At 45.1% G+C, this 23,899-nt stretch carries 20 protein-coding genes; 3 read left to right on the top strand and 17 right to left on the bottom strand.

What is annotated here, in order from left to right; translation table 11 throughout:
• Positions 1-5: 5 nt before the first annotated feature.
• The 16 genes from dnaE to rpsB form a co-directional block, all read right to left on the bottom strand.
• The gene (gene dnaE, locus R7127_RS04760; protein WP_205390978.1) at positions 6-3,485 is read right to left on the bottom strand and encodes a DNA polymerase III subunit alpha; all 3,480 of its coding nucleotides are present in this window, start codon (positions 3,483-3,485) and stop codon (positions 6-8) included.
• Positions 3,486-3,566: 81 nt separating this feature from the next.
• Positions 3,567-4,202, bottom strand: a complete 636-nt coding sequence (rnhB, locus tag R7127_RS04755; RefSeq protein WP_005380361.1) for a ribonuclease HII — start codon at positions 4,200-4,202, stop codon at positions 3,567-3,569.
• 9 nt (positions 4,203-4,211) lie between these two features.
• Positions 4,212-5,351 (bottom strand): lipid-A-disaccharide synthase, encoded by a 1,140-nt coding sequence (lpxB, locus tag R7127_RS04750; RefSeq protein WP_017636041.1) that lies wholly within the window; start codon positions 5,349-5,351, stop codon positions 4,212-4,214.
• Between the two features lie 119 nt (positions 5,352-5,470).
• Positions 5,471-6,259, bottom strand: a complete 789-nt coding sequence (lpxA, locus tag R7127_RS04745) for an acyl-ACP--UDP-N-acetylglucosamine O-acyltransferase (protein ID WP_005380357.1) — start codon at positions 6,257-6,259, stop codon at positions 5,471-5,473.
• 1 nt (position 6,260) lies between these two features.
• Positions 6,261-6,713 (bottom strand): 3-hydroxyacyl-ACP dehydratase FabZ, encoded by a 453-nt coding sequence (gene fabZ / locus R7127_RS04740; RefSeq protein WP_005380349.1) that lies wholly within the window; start codon positions 6,711-6,713, stop codon positions 6,261-6,263.
• A gap of 232 nt (positions 6,714-6,945) precedes the next feature.
• A complete protein-coding gene (gene lpxD, locus R7127_RS04735) occupies positions 6,946-7,977 on the bottom strand; it encodes a UDP-3-O-(3-hydroxymyristoyl)glucosamine N-acyltransferase (protein WP_042521415.1) in 1,032 nt (343 codons plus the stop codon).
• 6 nt (positions 7,978-7,983) lie between these two features.
• Positions 7,984-8,493, bottom strand: coding sequence for an OmpH family outer membrane protein (locus tag R7127_RS04730; RefSeq protein WP_199266740.1), 510 nt, complete (start codon positions 8,491-8,493; stop codon positions 7,984-7,986).
• A 13-nt stretch (positions 8,494-8,506) separates the two neighbouring features.
• Positions 8,507-10,921, bottom strand: coding sequence for an outer membrane protein assembly factor BamA (gene bamA / locus R7127_RS04725; RefSeq protein WP_158174124.1), 2,415 nt, complete (start codon positions 10,919-10,921; stop codon positions 8,507-8,509).
• Between the two features lie 44 nt (positions 10,922-10,965).
• On the bottom strand, positions 10,966-12,324 hold the full coding sequence (gene rseP / locus R7127_RS04720) for a sigma E protease regulator RseP (RefSeq protein WP_064377176.1): 1,359 nt from the start codon (positions 12,322-12,324) through the stop codon (positions 10,966-10,968).
• Positions 12,324-13,529 (bottom strand): 1-deoxy-D-xylulose-5-phosphate reductoisomerase, encoded by a 1,206-nt coding sequence (gene ispC, locus R7127_RS04715; RefSeq protein ID WP_054574847.1) that lies wholly within the window; start codon positions 13,527-13,529, stop codon positions 12,324-12,326. Before ispC ends, rseP begins: the two co-directional genes overlap by 1 nt.
• A gap of 50 nt (positions 13,530-13,579) precedes the next feature.
• A complete protein-coding gene (locus tag R7127_RS04710) occupies positions 13,580-14,422 on the bottom strand; it encodes a phosphatidate cytidylyltransferase (RefSeq protein ID WP_005385351.1) in 843 nt (280 codons plus the stop codon).
• A gap of 12 nt (positions 14,423-14,434) precedes the next feature.
• On the bottom strand, positions 14,435-15,190 hold the full coding sequence (locus tag R7127_RS04705) for an isoprenyl transferase (RefSeq protein WP_064377181.1): 756 nt from the start codon (positions 15,188-15,190) through the stop codon (positions 14,435-14,437).
• A 96-nt stretch (positions 15,191-15,286) separates the two neighbouring features.
• Positions 15,287-15,844 (bottom strand): ribosome recycling factor, encoded by a 558-nt coding sequence (frr, locus tag R7127_RS04700; RefSeq protein WP_005380330.1) that lies wholly within the window; start codon positions 15,842-15,844, stop codon positions 15,287-15,289.
• Positions 15,845-15,944: 100 nt separating this feature from the next.
• On the bottom strand, positions 15,945-16,670 hold the full coding sequence (pyrH, locus tag R7127_RS04695) for a UMP kinase (RefSeq protein WP_005380329.1): 726 nt from the start codon (positions 16,668-16,670) through the stop codon (positions 15,945-15,947).
• A gap of 147 nt (positions 16,671-16,817) precedes the next feature.
• Positions 16,818-17,663: a translation elongation factor Ts gene (gene tsf / locus R7127_RS04690; protein ID WP_005380328.1), complete on the bottom strand. Its 846-nt coding sequence runs from the start codon at positions 17,661-17,663 to the stop codon at positions 16,818-16,820.
• Between the two features lie 132 nt (positions 17,664-17,795).
• A complete protein-coding gene (gene rpsB, locus R7127_RS04685; protein ID WP_005380327.1) occupies positions 17,796-18,524 on the bottom strand; it encodes a 30S ribosomal protein S2 in 729 nt (242 codons plus the stop codon).
• Positions 18,525-18,908: 384 nt separating this feature from the next.
• Here rpsB and map point away from each other — a divergent pair, with 384 nt between their 5' ends.
• The 3 genes from map (at position 18,909) to R7127_RS04670 (ending at position 23,046) form a co-directional block, all read left to right on the top strand.
• Entirely contained in the window at positions 18,909-19,787 is an 879-nt protein-coding gene (gene map, locus R7127_RS04680) for a type I methionyl aminopeptidase (protein ID WP_005380326.1), read from the top strand.
• Between the two features lie 108 nt (positions 19,788-19,895).
• Positions 19,896-22,520 (top strand): bifunctional uridylyltransferase/uridylyl-removing protein GlnD, encoded by a 2,625-nt coding sequence (gene glnD, locus R7127_RS04675; protein WP_017636037.1) that lies wholly within the window; start codon positions 19,896-19,898, stop codon positions 22,518-22,520.
• Between the two features lie 142 nt (positions 22,521-22,662).
• Positions 22,663-23,046: a DUF3461 family protein gene (locus tag R7127_RS04670; RefSeq protein ID WP_005380322.1), complete on the top strand. Its 384-nt coding sequence runs from the start codon at positions 22,663-22,665 to the stop codon at positions 23,044-23,046.
• A 67-nt stretch (positions 23,047-23,113) separates the two neighbouring features.
• Here the strand turns inward: R7127_RS04670 and truC are convergent, their stop codons facing one another.
• Complete coding sequence (gene truC, locus R7127_RS04665) at positions 23,114-23,896, bottom strand: tRNA pseudouridine(65) synthase TruC (protein WP_064377183.1); 783 nt, start codon at positions 23,894-23,896, stop codon at positions 23,114-23,116.
• Positions 23,897-23,899: the final 3 nt, after the last annotated feature.

Genomic DNA, 23,899 nt, shown 5'->3' with positions numbered 1-23,899 from the left:
AATTTTTAGTTAAATTCGAGTTCTACCTGGCTTTTGCCAAGCAACTGTTTTAAATCGTCGAGTAATGTATCACTTGGCGTAACTCGCCACTCGGTGCCCAATGTTAACCGCGCTCTGGCGTCGGCACGCTGGTAGTATACATTGACGGGTACGGTTCCGGCTTTGTGCGGTTCTAAAATACGGCTGAACTGCTCAAAAAACTGATCGTTGATCTGATTTGCATCTATCGATACCGACAAACCACGAGCGTATTTCTCGCGCGCACTGCCGAGATCCATAACTTCACGCGCCGACATTTTAAGGCCACCGTTGAAGTCATCAAAGCTGACCTGTCCAGAAACGACCAAAATTCTGTCTTTTTCGAGAAGTTCAGCGTATCGATCCAGTGCATCTGAGAACAACATCACTTCCATGCGACCACTTCGGTCATCCAGTGTCATAATGCCAATTCGTGTACCACGCTTAGTCGTCATTACACGAGCGGCAATAACCAGACCTGCCACCGTGACAGATTGGTCGCGGCGAGTGGGCGTTGCGTCTTTTAGTCGACAACTGGTGTATTTGTTTAGTTCCTTTACGTAGGCGTTAATTGGGTGCCCTGTCAAATATAGACCTAGGGTATCACGCTCGCCCTCTAACCACACTTTTTCTGGCCAAGGCGGAACCTGCGTATACTTATGCTCTACTTCTTCAGGTGCATCCGTTAGCACACCAAACATATCCGTTTGACCAAACGCTTCAGCTTGGTGATGTTGACTTGCTGCTTTTACCGCATCATTGAGTGACGCCATCATCGCCGCGCGGTGTGGGCCTAGTCGATCCAACGCGCCCGCGTAAATCAGCTTCTCTATCACTCGTTTATTGACGCGTTTTAGATCAACTCGAGCACAGAAATCAAATAGGTCTTTAAAGTGACCACCTTTATTTCTCGCCTCAAGAATCGCATCGATAGGACCCTCACCTACCCCTTTTATCGCACCAATACCGTAAACAATTGCGCCATTTTCATCAACATTAAAGCGATATAAGCCAGAGTTGATGTCTGGTGGCAGCACGGTGAGCTTCATACGGAAACACTCATCGACCAAGCCAACGACTTTTTCCGTGTTATCCATATCGGCTGTCATTACCGCAGCCATAAATTCGGCAGGGTAATGTGTTTTCAGCCAAAGAGTCTGATAAGAAACCAATGCATAAGCAGCAGAGTGCGATTTGTTAAAACCATAACCGGCGAACTTCTCTACCAAGTCGAAGATTTTCATCGCCAACTCGCCATCGATACCGTTCTTTATCGCACCTTCTTCAAAGATAGCACGTTGTTTTGCCATCTCTTCTGGCTTTTTCTTACCCATTGCACGACGAAGCATGTCCGCACCACCTAGCGTGTAACCTGCTAAGATCTGCGCAATCTGCATTACCTGCTCTTGGTACAGGATGATGCCGTAGGTTGGATCAAGCGTCTCTTTTAGCGACTCGTGTTGCCACTTTTCATCTGGATAAGAGATCGCTTCTCGACCATGTTTACGGTCGATAAAGTTATCTACCATGCCCGATTGCAAAGGACCCGGACGGAAGAGTGCTACCAATGCGATAATGTCTTCGAAACAGTCTGGCTGAAGTCGTTTGATCAGCTCTTTCATGCCTCGAGATTCAAGCTGGAATACTGCTGTCGTTTCAGAGTTTTGCAACAAACGGAAAGAGGCAGGGTCTTCTAACGGTATGGATTCAATTTGAACCGGTTCTTTCCCTTCTCGCTCTAGGCGTGGGTTAATCAGTCCTAACGCCCAGTCAATAATGGTTAAGGTACGTAAACCCAAGAAGTCAAACTTAACTAGGCCAGCGGTCTCAACATCGTTTTTATCAAATTGAGTAACCGGAAAGTGACCTTCAGCGTCTGCATAAATTGGCGCAAAATCGGTAATTGTTGTAGGTGAAATTACAACACCACCAGCGTGTTTACCGGCGTTTCGCGTACAGCCTTCCAAAATATGACACATGTCGATGAGTTCTTTAACTTCCTCATCGGCCTCATACAATTCAGGTAGTGCAGGTTCAGCTTTAAACGCTTTATCTAGCGTCATGCCTGGATCGGGCGGGATCAGCTTTGAAATACGATCAACAAAACCAAATGGGTGGCCCAATACGCGGCCAACGTCACGGATTACCGCTTTTGCCGCCATGGTACCAAACGTGATGATCTGAGATACCGCGTCGCGACCGTACATTTCCGCAACGTGGTCAATAACCTGGTCACGTTTATCCATACAGAAATCGACGTCGAAATCGGGCATCGAAACACGTTCTGGGTTCAAGAAACGTTCGAACAGCAAGTCATATTCTAGTGGATCCAGATCGGTGATTTTTAGTGCGTAAGCCACCAAAGAACCAGCACCGGAACCACGTCCAGGACCGACAGGAATTCCATTATCTTTTGACCACTGGATGAACTCCATTACGATCAAGAAGTAACCAGGAAATCCCATTTGGTTGATAACATCTAGCTCTATCTGAAGACGTTCATCATATTCAGGGCGGCGACGTTTTCTCTCTTCCTCATCTGGAAATAGGAACTCTAAACGCTCTTCCAACCCCTCTCGGGATTTCATGACTAGGAACTCAGTTTCTTTCATCCCTTCGGTTGGGAAAGCTGGTAGGAAGTACTCACCTAAGCGCACAGTCACGTTACAACGCTTCGCTATCTCGACACTGTTTTCTAACGCTTCAGGAATATCAGCAAACAGCTCACACATTTCTTCTTCTGTACGAAGATATTGCTGCGGACTGTAGTTTTTTGGCCTACGCGGATCTTCTAATGTGTAACCATCGTGAATCGCTACGCGTATATCATGAGCATCAAATAGGTCTGGACTCAGGAATACAACTTCATTGGTCGCCACTACTGGCAAGTCTTGCTGCTCTGCCAATTCAACCGCAAAGTGAAGATAAGTTTCTTCATCTGGACGACCGGTACGAAGTAGCTCAAGATAAAAGCGATCTGGAAAATGCTGTTTATAAAAATCAACACACCCCTGCACTATTTGACGGTTGCCTTTCAAAAGGCCGCGACCAATTTCCCCGCTTTTACCGCCGGATAATACAATCAAGCCTTCAGACATTTCAGCCAACCAGGCTTTATCAATCACAGGGTGGTGTTGAACATGTCCACGTAAGTACGCTTTTGATATCAATAACGTCAGGTTCTTATAACCCACATTATCCGCCGCAAGCAAAGTCACTTGAGTCAGCTCTTCACCAAACTCGTCCGACTGCATTTTAAAGTCAGCACCGATGATCGGTTTAACACCACTGCCATGCGCCGTACCGTAAAACTTCACCAAACCACATAGGTTGGTAAAGTCGGTCAACGCCATTGCGGGCATACCGAGCTCAGCAACTTTCTTTACGATTGGCGGAACTTTGTTGAGGCCATCCACCATCGAGAAGTCACTATGAACACGCAGGTGGATGAATTTGGGATCTGACATTAACAGGTACCGTGTAACTCTATTTTGTTGGGGATTCTAACCTAAAGAGGTTGGGTTTATAACAACAATTAGATCGTTTGATTATTCTATGCCTAACGCTTTTTTTACTGGCTTGAAACTCTTGCGGTGTTCACTGATCACTCCGTGTTGCTCAATCGCTTCAAAGTGCGCTTTAGTTGGGTAACCTTTGTGCTTCGCGAAGCCAAATTGTGGATGAAGTTTATCCAACTCTTCCATCTCTTGGTCACGCACGACTTTGGCAATAATTGAAGCCGCACTGATTTCGGCAACACGTAGATCGCCTTTTACTACAGCTTGAGCATCCATTGGCAGCTCCGGACAACGGTTACCATCAATCAACACCAAATCAGGTTGAACCTGTAACCCCGCCACTGCACGCTGCATCGCAACCATAGTCGCCTGTAAAATATTCAGTTGATCAATTTCTTCAGGAGAACAACGCCCGACCGCCCACGCCAATGCTTTTTCTTTGATTTCAGGAAGCAACGCCATGCGTTTCTTTTCGGTCAATTTTTTCGAATCGTTCAACCCTTCGATAGGATTGTTAGGATCAAGGATAACCGCAGCGGTGACGACGTCTCCCACCAAAGGGCCACGTCCGACCTCGTCGACTCCGGCCACAAGCTGGTAACCTTGCGGATATTCAAACGGAGGGAGTTCAACTTTGGTTTTGGTCGCTTTTGGTTTAACAGCCATGATAAATCTCTATTTTTCAATCAGTTTTAGAACCGCGTTTGCGGCTTGTTGATCCGCATCTTTACGGATCCAATGATGCATTTCCGTAAACTTATCTAACATCGGTTTATTGTCGCTTTCCAATAAGCGAGAAACCTCAGTAAACAAATTGTCTGGTGTGCACTCATCTTGTAGATATTCTTTGACGAGCTCATCATCCGCCAAGATATTCGGCAATGACACATACTTCGTTTTCAATAGACGTTTAGCTAAGAAAGCAGTAAATGCATTCACACGATAACCCACCACCATTGGACGCTTGAGAAGCATACACTCCAACGCTACGGTACCGGAGGCCAACATCACAGCATCGGATGCGGTGATGACGTTGCGTGCGGTATCATCAACTAACTTGAAGTCCAACTCTGGCGCTAGCTCTTTCCATGCTTGTTCAAACTGCTCACGGCGTTTTTGATTAACAAGCGCGACAACAAACCCCAGTTCTGGAAATTTTTTATGGAGTAACTTGCAGGTTTCAATAAATGGCTCTGAGAGCATTTTTAACTCGCTACCACGACTGCCTGGCAGGACAGCAAGCCACTTTTTATCTTGTTCTAAACCAAGCAACTCACGTGCAGGCGCTTGTTCTGATTCTAGTGGGATGGCATCAGCCAAGGTATGACCAATGAACTCGCAAGGTACATTAAATTTGTCGTAGAACGCTTTCTCAAACGGAAGAAATGCTAGCACCAAGTTCGTTGCCGCTTCTATTTTAAAGATGCGCTTCTGACGCCAAGCCCAAACAGACGGACTCACGTAATGAACGGTTTTAATGCCCGCTTGCTTGAGGTCAAGCTCCAGGCGTAAGTTGAAGTCAGGAGCATCGATCCCGATGAAAACATCAGGCGGATTCTGAGTAAAATACTGAACGAGCTCAGCTTTCACTTTAAGAAGTCTCGGTAAGCGGCCTAAAACCTCGACTAATCCCATCACCGCAAGCTCTTCCATATCAAACAGAGACTCGCAACCTTGGGCTATCATTTTCGGACCACCAATGCCTACGAACTCTGCGTCTGGATATTGTTGCTTTACTGCTTTGATAAAGCCTTCACCTAGCGTATCGCCAGACAATTCTCCGGCAATGATGCCAATACGTAATGGTCTTTCCATATCTACTTCGCTATTTTTCCTGTGCGCTATGGATAACGGTTTGCCTTATCCATAAAACACAAAAAGATCGTAACCTCAAATTCGGTCACGATCTTTTTATTTATTGGTTCATTCGCCAATTAACGAATAATGCCACGTTCCGTCGTTTCCAGAATATCTGAGAAACGCTTCACAGCCGGCCACTCTTGAGCCATTTCAGCTAGAATAGGCTTCACTTCTTCTAGCGTCTTACCTGAACGGTAGATTTCTTTATACGCTTTTTGTAGCGCACGAATCTCTGGTTTCTCAAAGCCATTACGCTTCAAGCCAACAAGGTTCAAGCCGAATGGAGTAGCGTGGTTACCTTGCGCGAGTACATAAGCTGGGACATCTTGCACCACAGCTGAACAGCCGCCAATGTATGCGTAAGCGCCCACTGTACAAAACGGATGAATCGCAGACAGTGCCATCACACCGGCATAGTCATCAACAGTAACGTGACCACCAAGAATCGAGTTATTACCGATATGAGTGTGGTTACCAATAACAACATCATGCGCAACGTGTGCATTCACACACAATAAGTTGTCATCACCAATGATCGTGGTTGCTTTGTCTTGCACTGTGCCGCGGTGAACTTGGACCGCTTCACGAATGACGTTACGGTCACCGATAACCACAGTTGTGTCTTCACCACCGTATTTTTTGTCTTGGTTTTCTTCACCAATGACAGCATGTGGGAAAATACGGTTATCTTTGCCAATAGTTGTGTGACCTTTGATCACAACGTGAGACATCACTTCTGTGCCTTCACCAATTTCAACCGTAGAGGTGATGTACGTAAAAGGACCTACTGTTACGTTAGCACCAATTTTGGCGCCCTCTTCTACCACCGCTGCCGGGTGGATTTTAGCGGTTTCATGAATCATATTAAAACTCTCGACGAGCACACTTCAGTTCTGCAGAACATACCACTTCACCGTCAACTTTTGCTACACCGCTAAATGCAGCAATGCCGCGACGTTCTTTCAGAAATTCTACCTCAATAACCAATTGGTCGCCCGGAACCACTGGTTTACGGAATTTCGCGCCGTCTACGCTTGCAAAGTAGTACAGTTCATTTTCTGTTGGTGCACCAAATGATTTAAATGCAAGTAAGCCTGTTGCCTGAGCCATTGCTTCTAAAATCAAAACACCTGGGAATACTGGTAGTTGAGGAAAGTGACCTGTGAACTGAGGTTCGTTAACCGACACGTTTTTAATCGCGTGAAGGTACTTCTCTTCTTGGAAGTCTATCACTCGGTCGATCAATAAGAATGGGTAGCGATGAGGTAGTAGCTCTTGAATTTCAGAGATGTTCATCGTTTTCTTTTCAGTAGTCAAAGTCGTCTTCCTATATCAATTTTTTGCCGCCAAGATGGCAAACGTGGCAACAGGTCGTAAAGCCGAATCGCTTTGCAATATACTAGCAAAATACGCACCATCTTGGAGTTAAATCTACTTAGAGCGCGTCATTATAGAAGAAAAAGACCCGCATTTCGCGAGTCTTCTTACAGAATATGGAACTAGAGCTTGTTAGCCTTCGTGTTAAATACAGAGCGAAAGATAACTTGTTCTAAATTTCTTCTTTCTGTTCCAGCTGTTTTTCAACCGCTTTTAGGCGCTTATTCATCTCATCAATACGGTGAACTCGAGTCGCGGTCTTACGCCACTCTCTGTTCGTTTGTAGTGGGATACCTGATGAGTAAAGGCCTTTTTCTTCGATACTGCGCATTACCATGCCCATACCTGTAATAGCCACACCATCTGCGATAGTGATATGGCCATTCAGAACAGACGCGCCGCCAATCTGGCAGTACTTACCAATTTTTGTACTGCCCGCGACAATAGTACCACCAGGCATCACGGTACCATATCCGATCTGCACGTTGTGCGCGATTTGAAGTTGGTTATCCAGAATGACATTGTCTTCAATGATAGTATCTTCGAGTGCACCGCGGTCAATCGTAGTACAAGCACCAATCTCAACGCGGTTACCGATACGCACTGAACCAAGCTGAGGAATTTTGATCCACTCGCCTTTGTCATTCGCATAACCGAAGCCATCAGAGCCAATGACGGTACCCGATTGAACGAGACAGTCATCACCCAATGACACTTCATGATAGATAGTGACATTAGCCCAAAGCTTGGTGTTATTCCCTAGCTTGGCGTTCTTACCGATAAAACAACCAGCTCCAACGCTTACGTTATCGCCGAGTTCTACGCCCGTTTCAATCACAGCGTTAGCACCGATTGTAACGTTCTCACCCATCTTAACGTCAGCGGCAATCACAGCACTTGGTGCAATATCGTTTGCCGGCTTTGGTGTGGTATCCATCGCTTGAACCACACGAGCAAATGCGACATAAGGGTCTGAAACCACTAACGCATTTCCAACGCATTGATCTTTATGCTCAGCCTTTACCATAACAACGGTAGCTTGGCACTCAGAAAGGTGTTTTGCGTATTTTGGGTTAGACAAGAAGGTTACATCACCTTCTTGTGCTTTATCCATTGGGGCAACACGGCTTACAACGAGAGACTCGTCACCAAACAGTTCACCCCCGGTAATTGTCGCCAATTCGGCTAATGTTAATGTCTTCATAACTTCTTATTTTAGAGCTTTAATTACGTCTTCAGAGATATTGTATTCTGGCTTGCCGTACTGCAAAGCAGAGATATCAATCACAAGATCGTAACCATTTTTGTCTGCGACTTTCTTAACTGCATCTTGAATCGTTTTGAAAAGCTTCGCTTTTTCTTCAGCTTCACGACGCGCACTTGCTTTTTCAAGTGCTTGTGCTTTCACTTTGTACTCGCTGTCTAGCTTCGCGATATCGATACGTAGCTTTTCAACGTCGTCTTGACCCAAAAGCTCGCCGTCACGTTGTAGCTTCTCAATCTTTGTTTTAGCTTGTGCTTGGATTGACTTCAGTTCATCAGCTTTGCTTTTGAAGTCTTTCTGCATTTTTTGTAGTACAACTTCACGTTGAGGAAGAGCTTGGAAAACTTGAGCTGTATTTACATAAGCAATTTTTTGTGCAGCTTCTGCCGCATTTGCAAACATTGAAGAGCTCAGTACAAGAAGGCCAATCCCAGCCGCTTTGATCATTTTATTCAAAATATTTTCCTCTTTAGAAAGTTCTACCGATAGTGAATGTGAAGAACTCTTCATCATCGCCATCAAATTTCTTAATTGGTTTCGCTAGTGAGAATACTAGTGGCCCCATTGGAGACATCCACTGCAACGCCGCACCGTAAGAAGAGCGGTAGTTGGTTGGATCTGAGTAATCGTAGTAGTAACGGTCACCATATTCCGCACCTGAATCGCGGTAGTCAAACTCCGTATCCCAAACACTTGCCATATCAAAGAAGATACTGGTACGAATTTGGTTTTGTACTTCTTCTGATGCAAATGGTGTTGGGACAATCAACTCAACACTTGCTAGCGCTACGGCGTTACCACCAACAGAGTCATCTGTTGCTGTATCTGCGCCATTGTTTGAACCAGATGTATCACGGTAAACCGCTTTAGGACCAACAGAGTTTGAGCCAAAGCCACGAAGCGATGTAAAGCCACCTGCGTAGTAGTTTTCGTAGAATGGGAACAAGTTATCGTTGCCATCCGTTTGACCGTAACCATTACCGTAACCTAAGCGGCCACGGAACAAGAGGGTAAACTCGTGCTTTTTAGTCAATGGCACATACTGACGAACATCGTACTGCATTTTGAAGTATTGAACGTCAGAGCCAGGTACGGTCATTTTATAGAATGCACGCTGATGGTTACCTGCCGTAGGGAAGTAGCCACGGTTTAAGTTATTACGTGTCCAAGAGATATTGAAGTCGAAGTCGTTTGTGTTCAACGCTCCACTAGAATCAATGTTGTCTGCTTGTGCTCGTAAGAACTGCTCTACCTGTAAGTAAGGCGATAAGTTACCGATCTTGTTGTGCGTATAACCGACACCGAATTCAAAACGGTTCAACTCATCGAATGGGAAACCCCACGTTAAGCTCGCGCCATAGCTTTCGTTGGTATAGTCAACGATATTGGCTTCTTTCGCTTCAAATTCGTTATAGAAAACCTTACCACCTAAGCTTACACCGTCTAAGTTCCAGTACGGATCACGGTAATCTAGACTGATGTTTTTCTGGTAGTCATTCATCATCGCGTTGATACCAACACGGTTACCACTACCAATGAAGTTATCTTGTTGCAGGCCAACCTGGAAGCTCACACCCGATTCTGTGCCGTAGCCAACACCGAAGTTAACGCTACCAGAGTTCGCTTCTTTGACAGAGTAAACTAGGTCAACTTGATCATCACTACCAGGAACTCGAACCGTCTGTACTTCAACATTTTCAAAGTAGCCCAAACGATTTAGACGAGTTTTACCCGTTTCAATCGATTTCGAGTTCAACCAACTGCCTTCCATCTGACGCATTTCACGACGAAGGACTTCATCTTTGGTTGAGTTATTACCCGTGAAGCGAATGTCACGAACATAAATTCGGTTACCCGGTTCTACGTTAACGACCAAAGAAACTTCTTGATTCTCGTCGTCAAACTCTGGAATGGTATTCACTTGAGGATAAGCATAACCGGACTCACCAAGCACACGCTTAATCCCTTCTTCCATTGAAGTAACCAACGAGCCGTTGTATGTCTCATTGTCTTCAAATGGCACAAGTCTTTCGAACGTCGCTTCCTCGCCAATCAAATCACCACGGAACTTCACGTTCTTAACGGTGTAAACCTCGCCCTCTTCTAGACCAAGAGTAATGTATACCCCTTTCTTGTCAGGAGAGATTGCAACTTGTGTCGAATCAACGTTAAATTTTAAGTAACCACGATCTAGGTAGAATGATTTGAGTGCTTCAATATCACCTGCAAGAACTTGCTTTTGATACTTTTCATCAGAAAGGAAATTCCACCACGGCACATCAACATTTAAGTTAAAGCGCGAAAGCAGCTCTTCATCACTGAACACTTCATTACCGATAAAGTTGATTTGCTGAATTTTTGCCGACACACCTTCAGTAAAGACAAACTTAAGATCAGAACGATTACGTGGTAGTGGAGTAACCACCGCTTTTACTGTTGCGTTGTATTTACCTACGCTGTAGTAAAAGTCTTCTAAGCCTTTTTCAATGTTGCTTAGCGTGGTGCGGTCAAGCGCTTCACCTTCACGAACGCCAGACGCGTTCAGGTTTTCTTGTAGCTGCTCGTCCTTGATTGCTTTGTTACCTGAAAAAGAGATGCTTGCAATGGTAGGACGTTCTTTGACTTGAACCATCAGAACACCACCGTCACGCAACACTTTCACATCTTCAAAGTTACCAGATGCATACAGGGCGCGGATAATTTCTGCAACATCGCCTTGGCCAATGGTATCACCGACACGTACAGGCATTTTCAACAATGCAGCACCCAGTGCTACACGCTGCAATCCATCGATTTCAATATCTTGAACTACGAAGTTCTCTGCTCCATTTGCAGATACACTGGTCGCCAGTAAACTTGCAAATAGAATTCGCTTAATCGCCATACTTGTTCTAATTATTCCTTGCTACTGCTTTTGTCTCTGAACTATCACAGACGAGTAAAATCATTAAATAGCGCTAACGCCATGAGCGAGAAGATAATCGCACCACCAATTCTAAAGCCCATTTCCTGCACTTTCTCAGGAACAGGACGTCGAATGACTGCTTCAATTGCAAAAAACAACAAATGACCGCCATCCAACATTGGTAAAGGAACGAGGTTAATAATACCTAGGTTAACACTAATTAGAGCGAGAAAACCTAAAAAGTAGACCAAACCATAATCTGCTGTCGCGCCTGCGCCTTTGGCTATTGATATTGGTCCACTCAGATTATTCAGACCAACGTCTCCAACAATCAGCTTCTTAAGCATGCTGATTGTCAAACCAATGACTTGGCCAGTTTTGTCTACTGCTTTACCTATTGACTCGAATACACCAAACTGAAGATCGAAGCGATAACTTTCTGGCCATTCTGCGACTTTAGGTGCAATACCTGCAAAACCAACGACTTCTTTGTTAGCTAGCTCACGGCTACCGGGCGTCAGCGTCAATGTTTGCTCATAACCCTGACGTAACACCGTCAATTCAAGCGGTGTATCAGGATTAGAACGAACCGCTTCAACCACTTGCTTCCATTCGGTTACGCGTTGTTGACCAATTGCGACAACCTCATCACCTGGAAGCACACCGGCTTTTTCCGCCGCTCCACCTTGCGAGACCTGCTCGATAACTCGATACACCTCCGGTGTATACGGAGCAAAACCTAACGACTGCATCGCTGACTGAGTTTCTGGGTCGAACTTCCACTCACGTAAATCGAGCGTTTTCGTTACTTCTGAACCAACTTCATTCGCTGACGTTAGTGTTACCGTCATCAAATCATCGCCAATATGAGAAATCAATCCCATATTTACTGATTCCCAATCCGGAGTTTTGATACCAGATATCGATTTAAGTTCCATTCCAGATTCAATTCCAGCTTCCGCAACAATCGAATTGGGCGTAACTTCACCAATTACAGGCTTAACAGCCGGGATACCAATTAGAAATACCAGCCAATAGGCAAAAATTGCGAAAAGAAAATTAAAGATGGGGCCAGCCGCAACAATAGAGGTTCGCTTCCATAACGGCTTCTTATCAAACGCTAGGTGCTTCTCATGTTCCGGCACCTCATCGACACGGCTATCAACCATTTTCACATAGCCGCCGAGAGGGATCATTGAGATGCTGAACTCCGTTCCGTCTTTGCCTACTTTACTCCAAATAGACTTGCCGAAACCGATTGAAAACTTTTCAACTTTAACGCCGCAACGGCGAGCAACCCAAAAATGCCCAAATTCGTGCACGGCAACAAGAATGCCCAGTGCGACGATAAAAGAAATGAGATTCCACAATATACCAGTCATCAGCTACGCTCGCGTATGGTTTCTAGGGCAATAGTTCGTGCCATTCTATCTAGCTCGAGCAAGCTTTCCAAGCTATTCGCATTCTCAGCTTTGCAGCTTGCGTTGATTTTATTCAACACAGACTCATTGATGCGAGCAATATCGGTAAAACCTAGTCTGTTATTTAAAAATGCATCAACAGCGACTTCATTAGCTGCGTTCAATGCTGTTGTTGCGTGTTGACCTTCATAACAGGCATCAATTGCGAGTTTTAAACATGGGTAACGAGCAAAATCAGGCTGCAAAAACGTCAGCTCACCAACTTTCGTGAAGTCTAGCGGCTTAACCCCAGCTTCCACTCTTGACGGGTATGACATGGTGAGCGCAATTGGCGTCGCCATATCCGCTTCTCCCATTTGTGCCAAGACCGAACCATCACGATACTGAACCATAGAATGAATTACCGATTGAGGATGAATAACCACCTTCAGTTGTTCGCGAGCAGCATTAAATAGCCACTTAGCTTCGATATACTCAAGGCCTTTGTTCATCATCGTGGCAGAATCAACAGAAATTTTTGGCCCCATCGACCAGTTTGGATGAGCAATCGCCTGCGCGGGTGTCACCTGCTCCAGTTCTGCGATGTCAGTGTAACGGAAAGGACCACCAGATCCAGTCAACAAAATATGAGAAATGCCATGTTCTTGTAAATTGCAACGACCTAGATTGGTTTGTACTTGCTGTGGTAAACATTGGAAAATGGCGTTGTGTTCACTGTCGACGGGAAGTAGCTCTGCGCCAAATTCTTCTACAGCATCAATAAATAGCTGGCCTGACATTACAAGTGCTTCTTTATTTGCCAACAAGACTCGCTTACCTGCTTTCACGGCAGCCATAGTAGGCAATAAGCCGGCTGCTCCTACAATAGCAGCCATTACACTGTCGACCTCGTCCAGCGAAGCAATATGGCATAGCGCATCAACACCACCTAGCACTTCGGTACTTGGTGAAACCGAGTGTAGCTCAGCTTGAAGTTGAGATGCCGCAGCTTTATCTGCCATGACCGCATACTTAGGTTGCCACTGACGACATAGACCGATCATCTTTTCAACGTTAGTGCTTGCCGCTAAGGCAACGACAGAAAACAGATCTGGGTTTTGTTCGACCACTTTAAGCGTGCTTGCACCAATTGATCCAGTAGCACCAAGAATCGTTAACTTTTGCATGTTGTAAGACCGTTAGAAAGCTCAGGAGCGACGACGCCGCTCCTGATAAATTAGAATACGTAGTAAAGAAGAGCAAAAACTGGGAATGCTGCGGTTAGGCTGTCGATACGATCTAGCACACCACCGTGCCCTGGGATAATGTTACTGCTGTCTTTAATGCCTGAGACACGTTTGAACATACTTTCAACCAGATCACCAAGCACTGAAATAACGACAGTCACTAGCGTAATCAGCACCATATGGACAGGGCTAGTGAACTGGATGTCGAACCAATCAGCAAATGCCCACGCTACGATTAATGCCGTGATAATGCCACCAATTAGCCCTTCAATAGTTTTATTGGGGCTTACATGAGGAGCCATCTTACGTTTGCCTAAGCTTTTGCCTGCAAAGTAGGCGCCGCTATCTGCAGCCCATACCAAGAAACAAACGTACAACACAAGCTTTGCGCCGTGGTATGGATCTACAGTGATGTCATACGCTCTGAGAATAATCACACTCCAAAGGAATGGGATTAATGTCAGAAAACCAAATACATGACGTAAAACAAAATTACTTTGCCAAGATTTCGTCGTTTTGGGGTAAGTAATCGCCATTAAGCTAGCAATAATCCACCAAACAAAACCAATACCCAAGACGACATAATGAGGTGTCGTTAAGTGATTGAGACTATATGCATCAGGCGAGATGTATAGAAAACTAAGTCCGGTAATAATGATTGCCGGCACAAGGGCAGCAATGCGAGAGTTGCTTCCTGTAAACTGAGTCCACTCCCAAAAACCTAATAGCGTTATTGCAGTTAAAGCGGCAATAAAGCCCATTAGCGGTAATTTAAAAATGCCTAAAATAACCAGGGGAGCTAAAATTAGTGCTGTTATTATTCTCTGTTTCAAACTAACTAGTCCTTATTGAGCTGCCATCAATGCCTTTATTTGTTCACCTGTACAGCCAAAACGACGTTCTCGGTTGATAAACCAAGTCACAGCTTCTACCAAACTGTCTTCATCGAATTCTGGCCAGTACTCTGGTGTAAAGTACATTTCTGCATAAGCCATTTGCCACAACATAAAGTTGCTGATGCGGCACTCTCCACTGGTGCGAATTAAAAGATCCACTTCCGGTAGGTCTGCCATGGTCAAATGCTCACTGATTAGCTGCTCATTGATATCCTCTACACGAATTTCACCGTTACGTGCTTTTAGCGCTAACGTTTTAGCAGCTTCTGTGATGTCCCATTTACCGCCATAGTTGGCTGCAATGTTGATCACCATACCCGTGTTATCTGCCGTTAGGTTTTCTGCTTCTACAATTTTCTTTTGTAGACGCTCACTAAATCGACTGGTATCACCGATCACGCGCAACCGTAAGTTATTTTTGTGTAGTTTTTTTACTTCACTAGACAGGACCGTGATAAACAGTTCCATCAAAAGACCCACTTCTTCCTCCGGACGACGCCAGTTTTCACTACTAAAAGCAAACAGCGTCATGGCTCTAATGCCTAGTTTTGAAGCAGCAGCCACGGTCTTACGAACGGCACTAACGCCTTTTTTATGACCAAATACGCGAGGTTTTCCTTTGGACTTAGCCCAACGGCCATTACCGTCCATAATGATGGCAATATGCTTAGGAAGGGAATCAGAGAAGGCTTGAGAATTTTGCATAGGGAGTTAATTGAGTTCCATCAGTTGGATAGACTAACATAAAAAAACGCTGAGCTGTGAGCACAGCGTTTTCCAACAGTGATGTGTGTGGGAGTATTAAACTTCCATCAACTCTTTTTCTTTTGCAGCAAGAACTTCATCGATCTTCTTAACTGCAACGTCAGTTAGCTTTTGAATTTCGTCTTGTGCTTTACGGTCTTCATCTTCAGAGATTTCTTTATCTTTTAGAAGCGCTTTAAGATCGTTGTTTGCGTCACGACGGATGTTACGAACAGCAACACGACCACCTTCAGCTTCACCACGGACGATCTTAACTAGGTCTTTACGACGTTCTTCCGTTAGCGGTGGAAGTGGAACGCGGATGATAGTGCCAGCTGACATAGGGTTTAGACCAAGGTCAGACGTCATGATCGCTTTTTCTACTTTCGGCGTCAGCTCTTTATCAAAAACCGTGATTGCAAGTGTACGTGCATCTTCAGCAATAACGTTTGCTACTTGGTTTAGAGGTGTTGCTGCACCGTAGTATTCTACAGAAATACCAGATAGTAGGCTTGGGTGTGCACGACCTGTACGAATTTTAGAAAGGTTGTTCTTAAGCGCTTCAACGCTTTTATCCATGCGCTCTTGCGCGTCTTTTTTGATTTCGTTAATCACAGTTTCACCTTAAAAATGTCATCTTTCCTGAAGAAAGCCTAAAACGGTTGAGCAAAGCAAGCACCACCCTAACGCTTTGGAGTGGCACCTTAAGCCAAGCTTATTCGTTGATGAGCGTGCCTTCTGCTTCGCCCATTACCACGCGACGTAGTGCGCCTGGCTTGTTCATATTAAATACGCGGATTGGCATTTTGTGGTCACGAGCTAGCGTAAACGCCGCCAAGTCCATAACTTTCAGCTCTTTATCCAGAACTTCTGCATAAGATAGCTTATCATACAGCTCTGCGTCTGGGTTTGCTACAGGGTCAGCAGTAAATACACCATCAACTTTCGTCGCTTTTAGTACGACATCCGCTTCAATTTCGATACCACGTAAACAAGCAGCAGAATCCGTTGTAAAGAACGGGTTACCAGTACCAGCAGAGAAGATGACAACTCGGCCTTGGCGAAGCTCACGGATCGCATCAGCCCAATTATAGTCGTCACATACGCCTTTTAGAGGGATTGCAGACATAACGCGCGCATTTACGTATGCACGGTGAAGAGCATCACGCATCGCTAGGCCATTCATTACTGTAGCAAGCATACCCATGTGGTCACCAACTACGCGGTTCATACCAGCTTCAGCTAGGCCTGCACCACGGAACAAGTTACCGCCACCGATAACTACACCAACCTGAACACCCAGTTCAACCAGTTCTTTAACTTCTTGTGCCATACGATCAAGGACCGCAGGATCAATACCAAAACCGTCTTCACCTTGAAGAGCTTCACCACTCAGTTTTAATAGAATACGTTGATACGCTGGTTTAGGGTTCGTAGTCATGGAGTTTACCTTCCAAAGAGAGTTGTTGATTAACAGTCATGAATAGACACAACTTCAGTTATGGCTATTCATCACGGCTAATCGTTCACTGCTCATAAAAAGACCGCAGCCTTGGCTACGGTCTAATCTTTATACAGTCTCTAAGGATTAACCTTTTTGAGCTGCTGCAACTTCTTCAGCGAAGCTCATTTCTTCTTTCTTCTCGATACCTTCACCTACTTCTAGGCGAACGAACGTAGAAACTGAAGCGCCTTTTTCTTTCAGCATTTCGCCTACAGTTTTCTTAGGCTCCATGATGAAAGCTTGACCTGTTAGAGAGATCTCGCCAGTGAATTTCTTCATGCGGCCAACAACCATCTTCTCAGCGATTTCAGCAGGCTTGCCTTCGTTCATTGCGATTTCAACTTGAACCGCTTTCTCTTTTTCTACTACGTCAGCTGGTACGTCTTCTGGGTTAACGAACTCTGGCTTAGAAGCAGCAACGTGCATTGCAACGTGCTTAAGAGTTTCTGCGTCGCCTTCACCAGCAACAACAACACCGATTTTCTCACCGTGACGGTAAGAAGCGATTGCAGTGCCTTGAACGTATTCTACGCGACGGATAGTGATGTTTTCACCGATTTTAGCTACTAGAGCTACACGTGCGTCTTCGAATTGTGCTTGTAGTTCTTCAACAGAAGCTTTTGAAGCTAGAGCTGCAGCTGCAACTTCTTCTGCGAATGCAGTGAAGTTACCGTCTTTAGCAACGAAGTCAGTTTGGCAGTTAACTTCAAGAAGAACAGCAACGCCGTTTTCTTCTTTGATGATGATTGCGCCTTCAGCTGCAACGTTACCAGCTTTCTTAGCTGCTTTCGCTGCGCCAGATTTACGCATGTTTTCAATTGCTAGTTCGATGTCAGCGTTTGCTTCTACAAGCGCTTTCTTACATTCCATCATGCCAGCGCCAGTACGCTCGCGAAGTTCTTTAACTAGAGCAGCAGTTACAGTTGCCATTCTGTCTTCCTCGTTTGATTCGAAATAAGGTAAAAAACAGGGGCCTAACATTGTCGGCCCCCATTGCTAACTATAACTTAGTTTATGCTACACAAAGGTTTCACATAGACCAAGTGTGACACAGAGCCGCTATTATTCAGCTTCTACGAAACCGTCTTTTTCAGCAACTGCAGCTACGTCTTTGTTACGACCTTCAGATACTGCTGAAGCAGCAGCGTTCAGGTATAGCTGTACAGCGCGGATCGCGTCGTCGTTACCTGGGATTACGTAGTCAACGCCGTCTGGGTTAGAGTTAGTATCTACCACAGCGTATACTGGAATGCCTAGGTTGTTAGCTTCTTTAATTGCAATGTGTTCGTGATCAGCGTCGATTACGAATAGAGCGTCTGGTAGGCCGCCCATGTCTTTGATACCACCAAGAGATTTCTCTAGCTTCTCCATTTCGCGAGTACGCATTAGAGCTTCTTTCTTAGTTAGTTTGTCAAAAGTACCGTCTTGAGATTGAGTCTCTAGTTCTTTTAGACGCTTGATAGACTGACGAACTGTTTTGTAGTTTGTAAGCATACCGCCTAACCAGCGGTTGTTTACGTAAAACTGGTTGCTTGCGATTGCAGCTTCTTTAACAGCTTCAGATGCAGCGCGCTTAGTACCTACGAATAGAACCTTACCTTTCTTCTCGCCAACTTTAGCTAGTTCAGCTAGAGCGTCGTTGAACATTGGTACAGTTTTTTCTAGGTTGATGATATGAACTTTGTTACGAGCGCCAAAGATGAATGGCTTCATTTTTGGGTTCCAGTAACGAGTCTGGTGACCGAAGTGAACACCAGCTTTTAGCATATCGCGCATTGATACAGTTGCCATTTTAAAATCCTCTATGGGGTTAGGCCTCCACATTCCCCATAACTCCGACCAAGCTTCTGCTCAGCACCCCGGAATATGTGACGGAATGTGTGTGATTTAAAGATAAAAGGTTATTCGGATGAAGCTTGCTTCGCCGCTTAACTTTGCTAAACGAAGAGAACAGTCCTCTATTCCGGCGCGCTTTATACCATATTTTAGCTCACTGTGGCTAGTAAAAATTATTTCTTCACCGAGCCACTTTCTCCTATTTATAAGCAAAACTTTAAACATATGATCGAATTAAGAATGATGCATATTCCTATCTAACTTGGGTTAACGCCCCGATGTCTGATAGAATGCGGCCATTCGCACGTTTACGTGCTTAGGAATAAGTAGAGAAAGCCAATGTCAATCAAGATTAAAACTGCTGAAGAAATAGAACGCATGCGCATTGCGGGCAAGCTAGCCGCAGAGATTCTAGAAATGATCGAACCACACATCAAAGTTGGTGTGACGACAGAAGAGTTAAACAAAATCTGTCATGAGTACGCTCTAGAAAAAGGCGCATACTCTGCTCCGCTTGATTACCATGGTTTCCCTAAGTCGATCTGTACTTCAATCAACCATATCGTATGCCACGGTATTCCAGCGGAAAAAGACGAAATCGGTAGCAACGGCCAAATGAAGCCGGCGGTACTAAAAGATGGTGACATCTTAAACGTTGATATTACCGTAATCGTTCCAAATGATGAGAATGCCGATCTGAGCGTGCGTCCTCAGGGTTACCATGGTGACACTTCTAAGATGTTCCTAGTCGGTGATGTTTCGCCTGCAAACAAACGTCTGTGCATGGTAGCTCAAGAAGCACTGTACGTTGGTATGCGTACCGTTAAGCCAGGTTCAACAGTTGGCGACATCGGTACAGCTATCGAGAAGTACATCAAAGAGAACAACAAGAACAATCCTCGCAACAAGTTTTCTATTGTGAAAGACTTCTGTGGTCACGGTATCGGCGATGAGTTCCATGAAGAACCACAAGTGGTTCATTACAAGAACAAAGACCGCCGCGTATTAAAAGAAGGCATGTGCTTTACTATTGAGCCGATGATTAACGCAGGTAAATTTGGTTGCTCTGTTGATGCACAAGATGACTGGACTGTTTACACGGGCGACGGCAAGAACTCTGCGCAATGGGAACATACCATTGTAGTAACAAAAGAAGGTTGTGAAGTACTGACGCTTCGTAGCGACGATACGATTCCTCGCCTAATGAAAAACGCGTAAAGCTGACAACCACTCGTTGTTTACTATATCCCTGCTTCGGCGGGGATATTTTTTATCTGCCGCAAATTTGTTAGATTGTTATTAGATTAGCTTGCACGGATGGCAAATATGACACTTCAGTCCCCTCTTACCTTTTCCGATGAACAAATCAATATCGGTGAACTCAAACAAGAATTAGAGAAGTTTAGCTCTAATCAAAACCAAGAGTTTCTCAATCATCATCCGGTAACAAGCTTGGTTTTAGCCAGAGCTGAATATATGGATCTGCTTCTCAATCGTTTGTGGCAACATTTTGGTTTCAAGGATATTTACAACATTTCCCTAGTTGCCGTTGGTGGCTACGGACGAGGCGAGCTGCATCCGCTCTCCGATATCGATATTTTGATTCTGTCGAACAATAAACTGCCAACCGCGTTAGAAGCAAAAATCAGCGAATTCATTACGCTGTTGTGGGATTTAAAACTCGAGGTCGGACACGCTGTTCGCACCGTTACTGAATGTGCTGAAATTGGTAAAGCCGATCTAACGGTCGCGACAAACCTGCAAGAAGCGCGATTGCTGTGTGGAAGCGAGGACACCTTTCAGGCACTGAAGAAAGTCGTGTTATCAGACTCCTTCTGGCCAAGTGAGACGTTTTACCGCGCTAAAATTCAAGAGCAGCGCGAACGCCATGCACGTTACCACGACACGACCTACAACTTAGAACCGGACATTAAATCAACCCCTGGCGGGCTGCGCGATATTCATACATTAAGCTGGGTCGCTCGACGTCACTTTGGTGCGACTTCATTGTTAGAAATGAGCCGATACGGATTTTTAACTGACGCAGAATACCGAGAATTGGTTGAATGTCAGGACTTCCTTTGGCGAGTACGTTTCGCTCTGCACATGGAGCTTCGCCGCTATGACAACCGCTTGACCTTTGCCCATCAAGCACAAGTTGCGGAAAATCTAGGCTACGTCGGAGAAGGCAATCGAGGCGTAGAAATGATGATGAAAGAGTTCTACCGCACGCTTCGTCGTGTGGCAGAGCTCAATAAAATGCTACTCAAACTCTTTGACCAAGCGATCATTAATGGTGGGGCGACAGAAAGTGCCGAGATTCTCGATACGGACTTTCAACGTCGCGGTTCTTTAATTGAAGCGCGGAAACCCGCATTGTTCCAAGCTCGCCCAGAAACTATTCTGGATATGTTCTTACATATTGCTAACGACTCAACTATTGAAGGGGTGAGCCCACCAACGCTGCGTCAACTGCGCACCGCTCGCCGTCGGCTCAACAAGTTTTTGCACACCATTCCTGCTGCGCGTGAAAAGTTCATGGCGTTATGTCGTCACCCTAATGCTCTGCACAAAGCATTCAGTCTCATGCACCGATTAGGGGTTATGGCGGCCTATTTACCGCAATGGAGTCAGATTGTTGGTCAAATGCAGTTTGACTTATTCCATGCCTACACAGTTGATGAACACAGTATTCGCTTACTTAAACACATCAACACTTTTAGTGACCCAGAAAATCATGCGAAGCACCCAATTTGCTGTGACGTCTACCCTCGAATGCAAAAGAAAGAGCTGCTGATTATTGCCGCTATTTTCCACGATATCGGGAAAGGTCGTGGCGGCGATCACTCAATTATCGGTGAAGGAGAAGCATACGACTTCTGCATTGAGCATGGCTTATCGAAGCCCGAAGCCAAACTTGTCGCTTGGTTGGTAAGACATCATCTATTAATGTCTGTCACCGCACAGCGCCGAGACATTTATGATCCCGATGTCATTACCGAGTTTGCCAAAAAAGTCAGAGACGAAGAATCTCTCGATTATCTTGTATGCCTGACAGTTGCAGATATTTGTGCAACCAACCCAGAACTTTGGAATGCTTGGAAACGAACTTTACTTGCAGAGCTGTATTACTCCACACAACGTGCTTTACGCAGAGGGCTAGAGAACCCTGTCGATGTGCGTGAGCGAATTCGCCACAATCAACAAATGGCCTCCGCAATGCTGCGCAAAGAGGGGTTTGCCGCGCGCGAAATTGAAGTATTGTGGCAACGCTTCAAAGCTGACTACTTCCTTCGTCATACCCATACGCAAATCGCGTGGCACTGCGAACACTTACTTCGCATGGAAGATCCGACTAAGCCTTTGGTGTTGATCAGTAAAAAAGCCACTCGTGGCGGCACTGAGGTGTTTGTATATACGAAAGACCAGCCTGCTTTATTTGCGACGGTCGTGGCGGAGTTAGATAGGCGTAATTTTAATGTACACGACGCGCAAATCATGACCAGCAAAGATGGGCACGTGATTGATACCTTTATGGTACTCGATCAACATGGCGAAGCGATCGATGAATCTCGTCACGCGGCGGTGATTAAACACCTCACCCATGTACTGGAGGCGGGCCGACCAACCAAGATTAAAACGCGCCGTACTCCGAACAAACTTCAGCACTTTAATGTGAAAACCAAAGTCGACTTCTTACCAACCAAAGGTAAAAAACACACTTTAATGGAGTTTGTCGCGCTAGACACACCAGGGCTGTTGGCCAAAGTAGGCCGTACGTTTGCTGATTTAAATATCAACCTTCATGGTGCAAAAATCACCACCATTGGTGAGCGAGCAGAAGACTTGTTTATTTTAACCAGTGATGCAGGGGGAAGATTAAGTGAAGAACAGCAAGATGAGCTAAGAGAGAGATTGATCGAAAAGTTATCTGATGAGGTCGCTGCTTAGATCAAACCTGCCAATCTTTTCGGTTCTGGGCGAGAGCGATCTTGCCCACAAGTTAAGCATTTTGGCTAAATATCAGCTATCTAGCTCATACATAGGCTGCTACAGTTATATCAATATCAATTCGATGTAATAGAGGTAACCTATGTATCCCCACCTCACTGGTTTGGGTATTCACGACCCTAAGCAGATTGAACGTTATTCCCTACGCCAAGAAGCACACAAAGACGTACTCAAGATCTATTTCCACAAGCAAAAAGGCGAACTGTTCGCTAAAAGCGTTAAATTCAAATACCCGCGCCAAATCAAAAATGTTCTTGTGGACAGTGGCAGTCACAAATATAAAGAAGTAACGGAAATCAACCGTAACCTCACATTAGTCATTGATGAACTGAATAAAATCACTAAGCCAACGAAACAACCTGAGGTTGATGTAAAAGAGAAAATTCTTTCAGACCTTCGTCATTTAGAAAAAGTCGTTTCGAGCAAGATCGCAGAGATCGAAGCGGATCTTGAAAAACTAAAGTAAAACGTTAAGTCTTAAATATTAAAAAGGGTTAGCATTGATGCTAACCCTTTTTATTTGTACTCAATCATTATCTAGATCTAACTGCGCCGATTATCGGTTCATCCCACTCAAATCGAGTAAACAATTGCTGCCAAGTTTCATCAAGATTGGCCGTCATGACAATCTCTTGATCGGTAAATGGATGGACAAACCGTAACTCTGAAGCATGCAGTAGCAAACGATGAGATTCAAACTCTGTGCGATACAGCTTGTTGTGCTTTCCATCCCCGTGCGTTGTATCACCCACGATCGGATGGCGTAGATGTGCCATATGACGACGAAGTTGGTGCTTACGCCCCGTTTTAGGTTTCATCTCAACTAAGCAATAACGCGTTGTAGGAAATTTACCCGTCGAATAGGGAACCTCCACTTTAGCCAACGGCTTATATTCCGTCACCGCTTCTTGCGCTTCTTTTTCTTGTGAAGCGAACTTATCCGCAATCTTGTCTAACTCGACTTTGAGCGAGTAATCCAAAACGCCCTCTTCCTCAATCCAACCGCGTACTATTGCGTGGTATGTCTTTTCCATTTTATGTTCAGCAAACATCGGCATGACTTGTGATGCGACTTCACTCGACAACGCAAACACGAGCACACCAGATGTTGGACGATCCAGACGATGCAATGGGAACACATGCTGACCAATTTGGTCGCGCAAAGTTTGCATGACAAATTGAGTTTCGTGTTTATCTAACCAACTGCGATGCACTAACATGCCGGCAGGCTTGTTGACCGCTACAAAATATTCATCCTGATAAACGATCTCCAGCTCAACTGGTTCTGAAGATCGCGCTATTTCTTGTTCTAGCATTCG

Origin of the sequence: Vibrio sp. 1159 (assembly GCF_033340395.1) — a bacterium.
In the GTDB taxonomy this organism is placed as follows: Bacteria; Pseudomonadota; Gammaproteobacteria; order Enterobacterales; family Vibrionaceae; genus Vibrio; species Vibrio alginolyticus.
The sequence above is the reverse complement of the archived record's forward strand: the minus strand, read 5'-3'. Positions and strand labels throughout refer to the sequence as shown.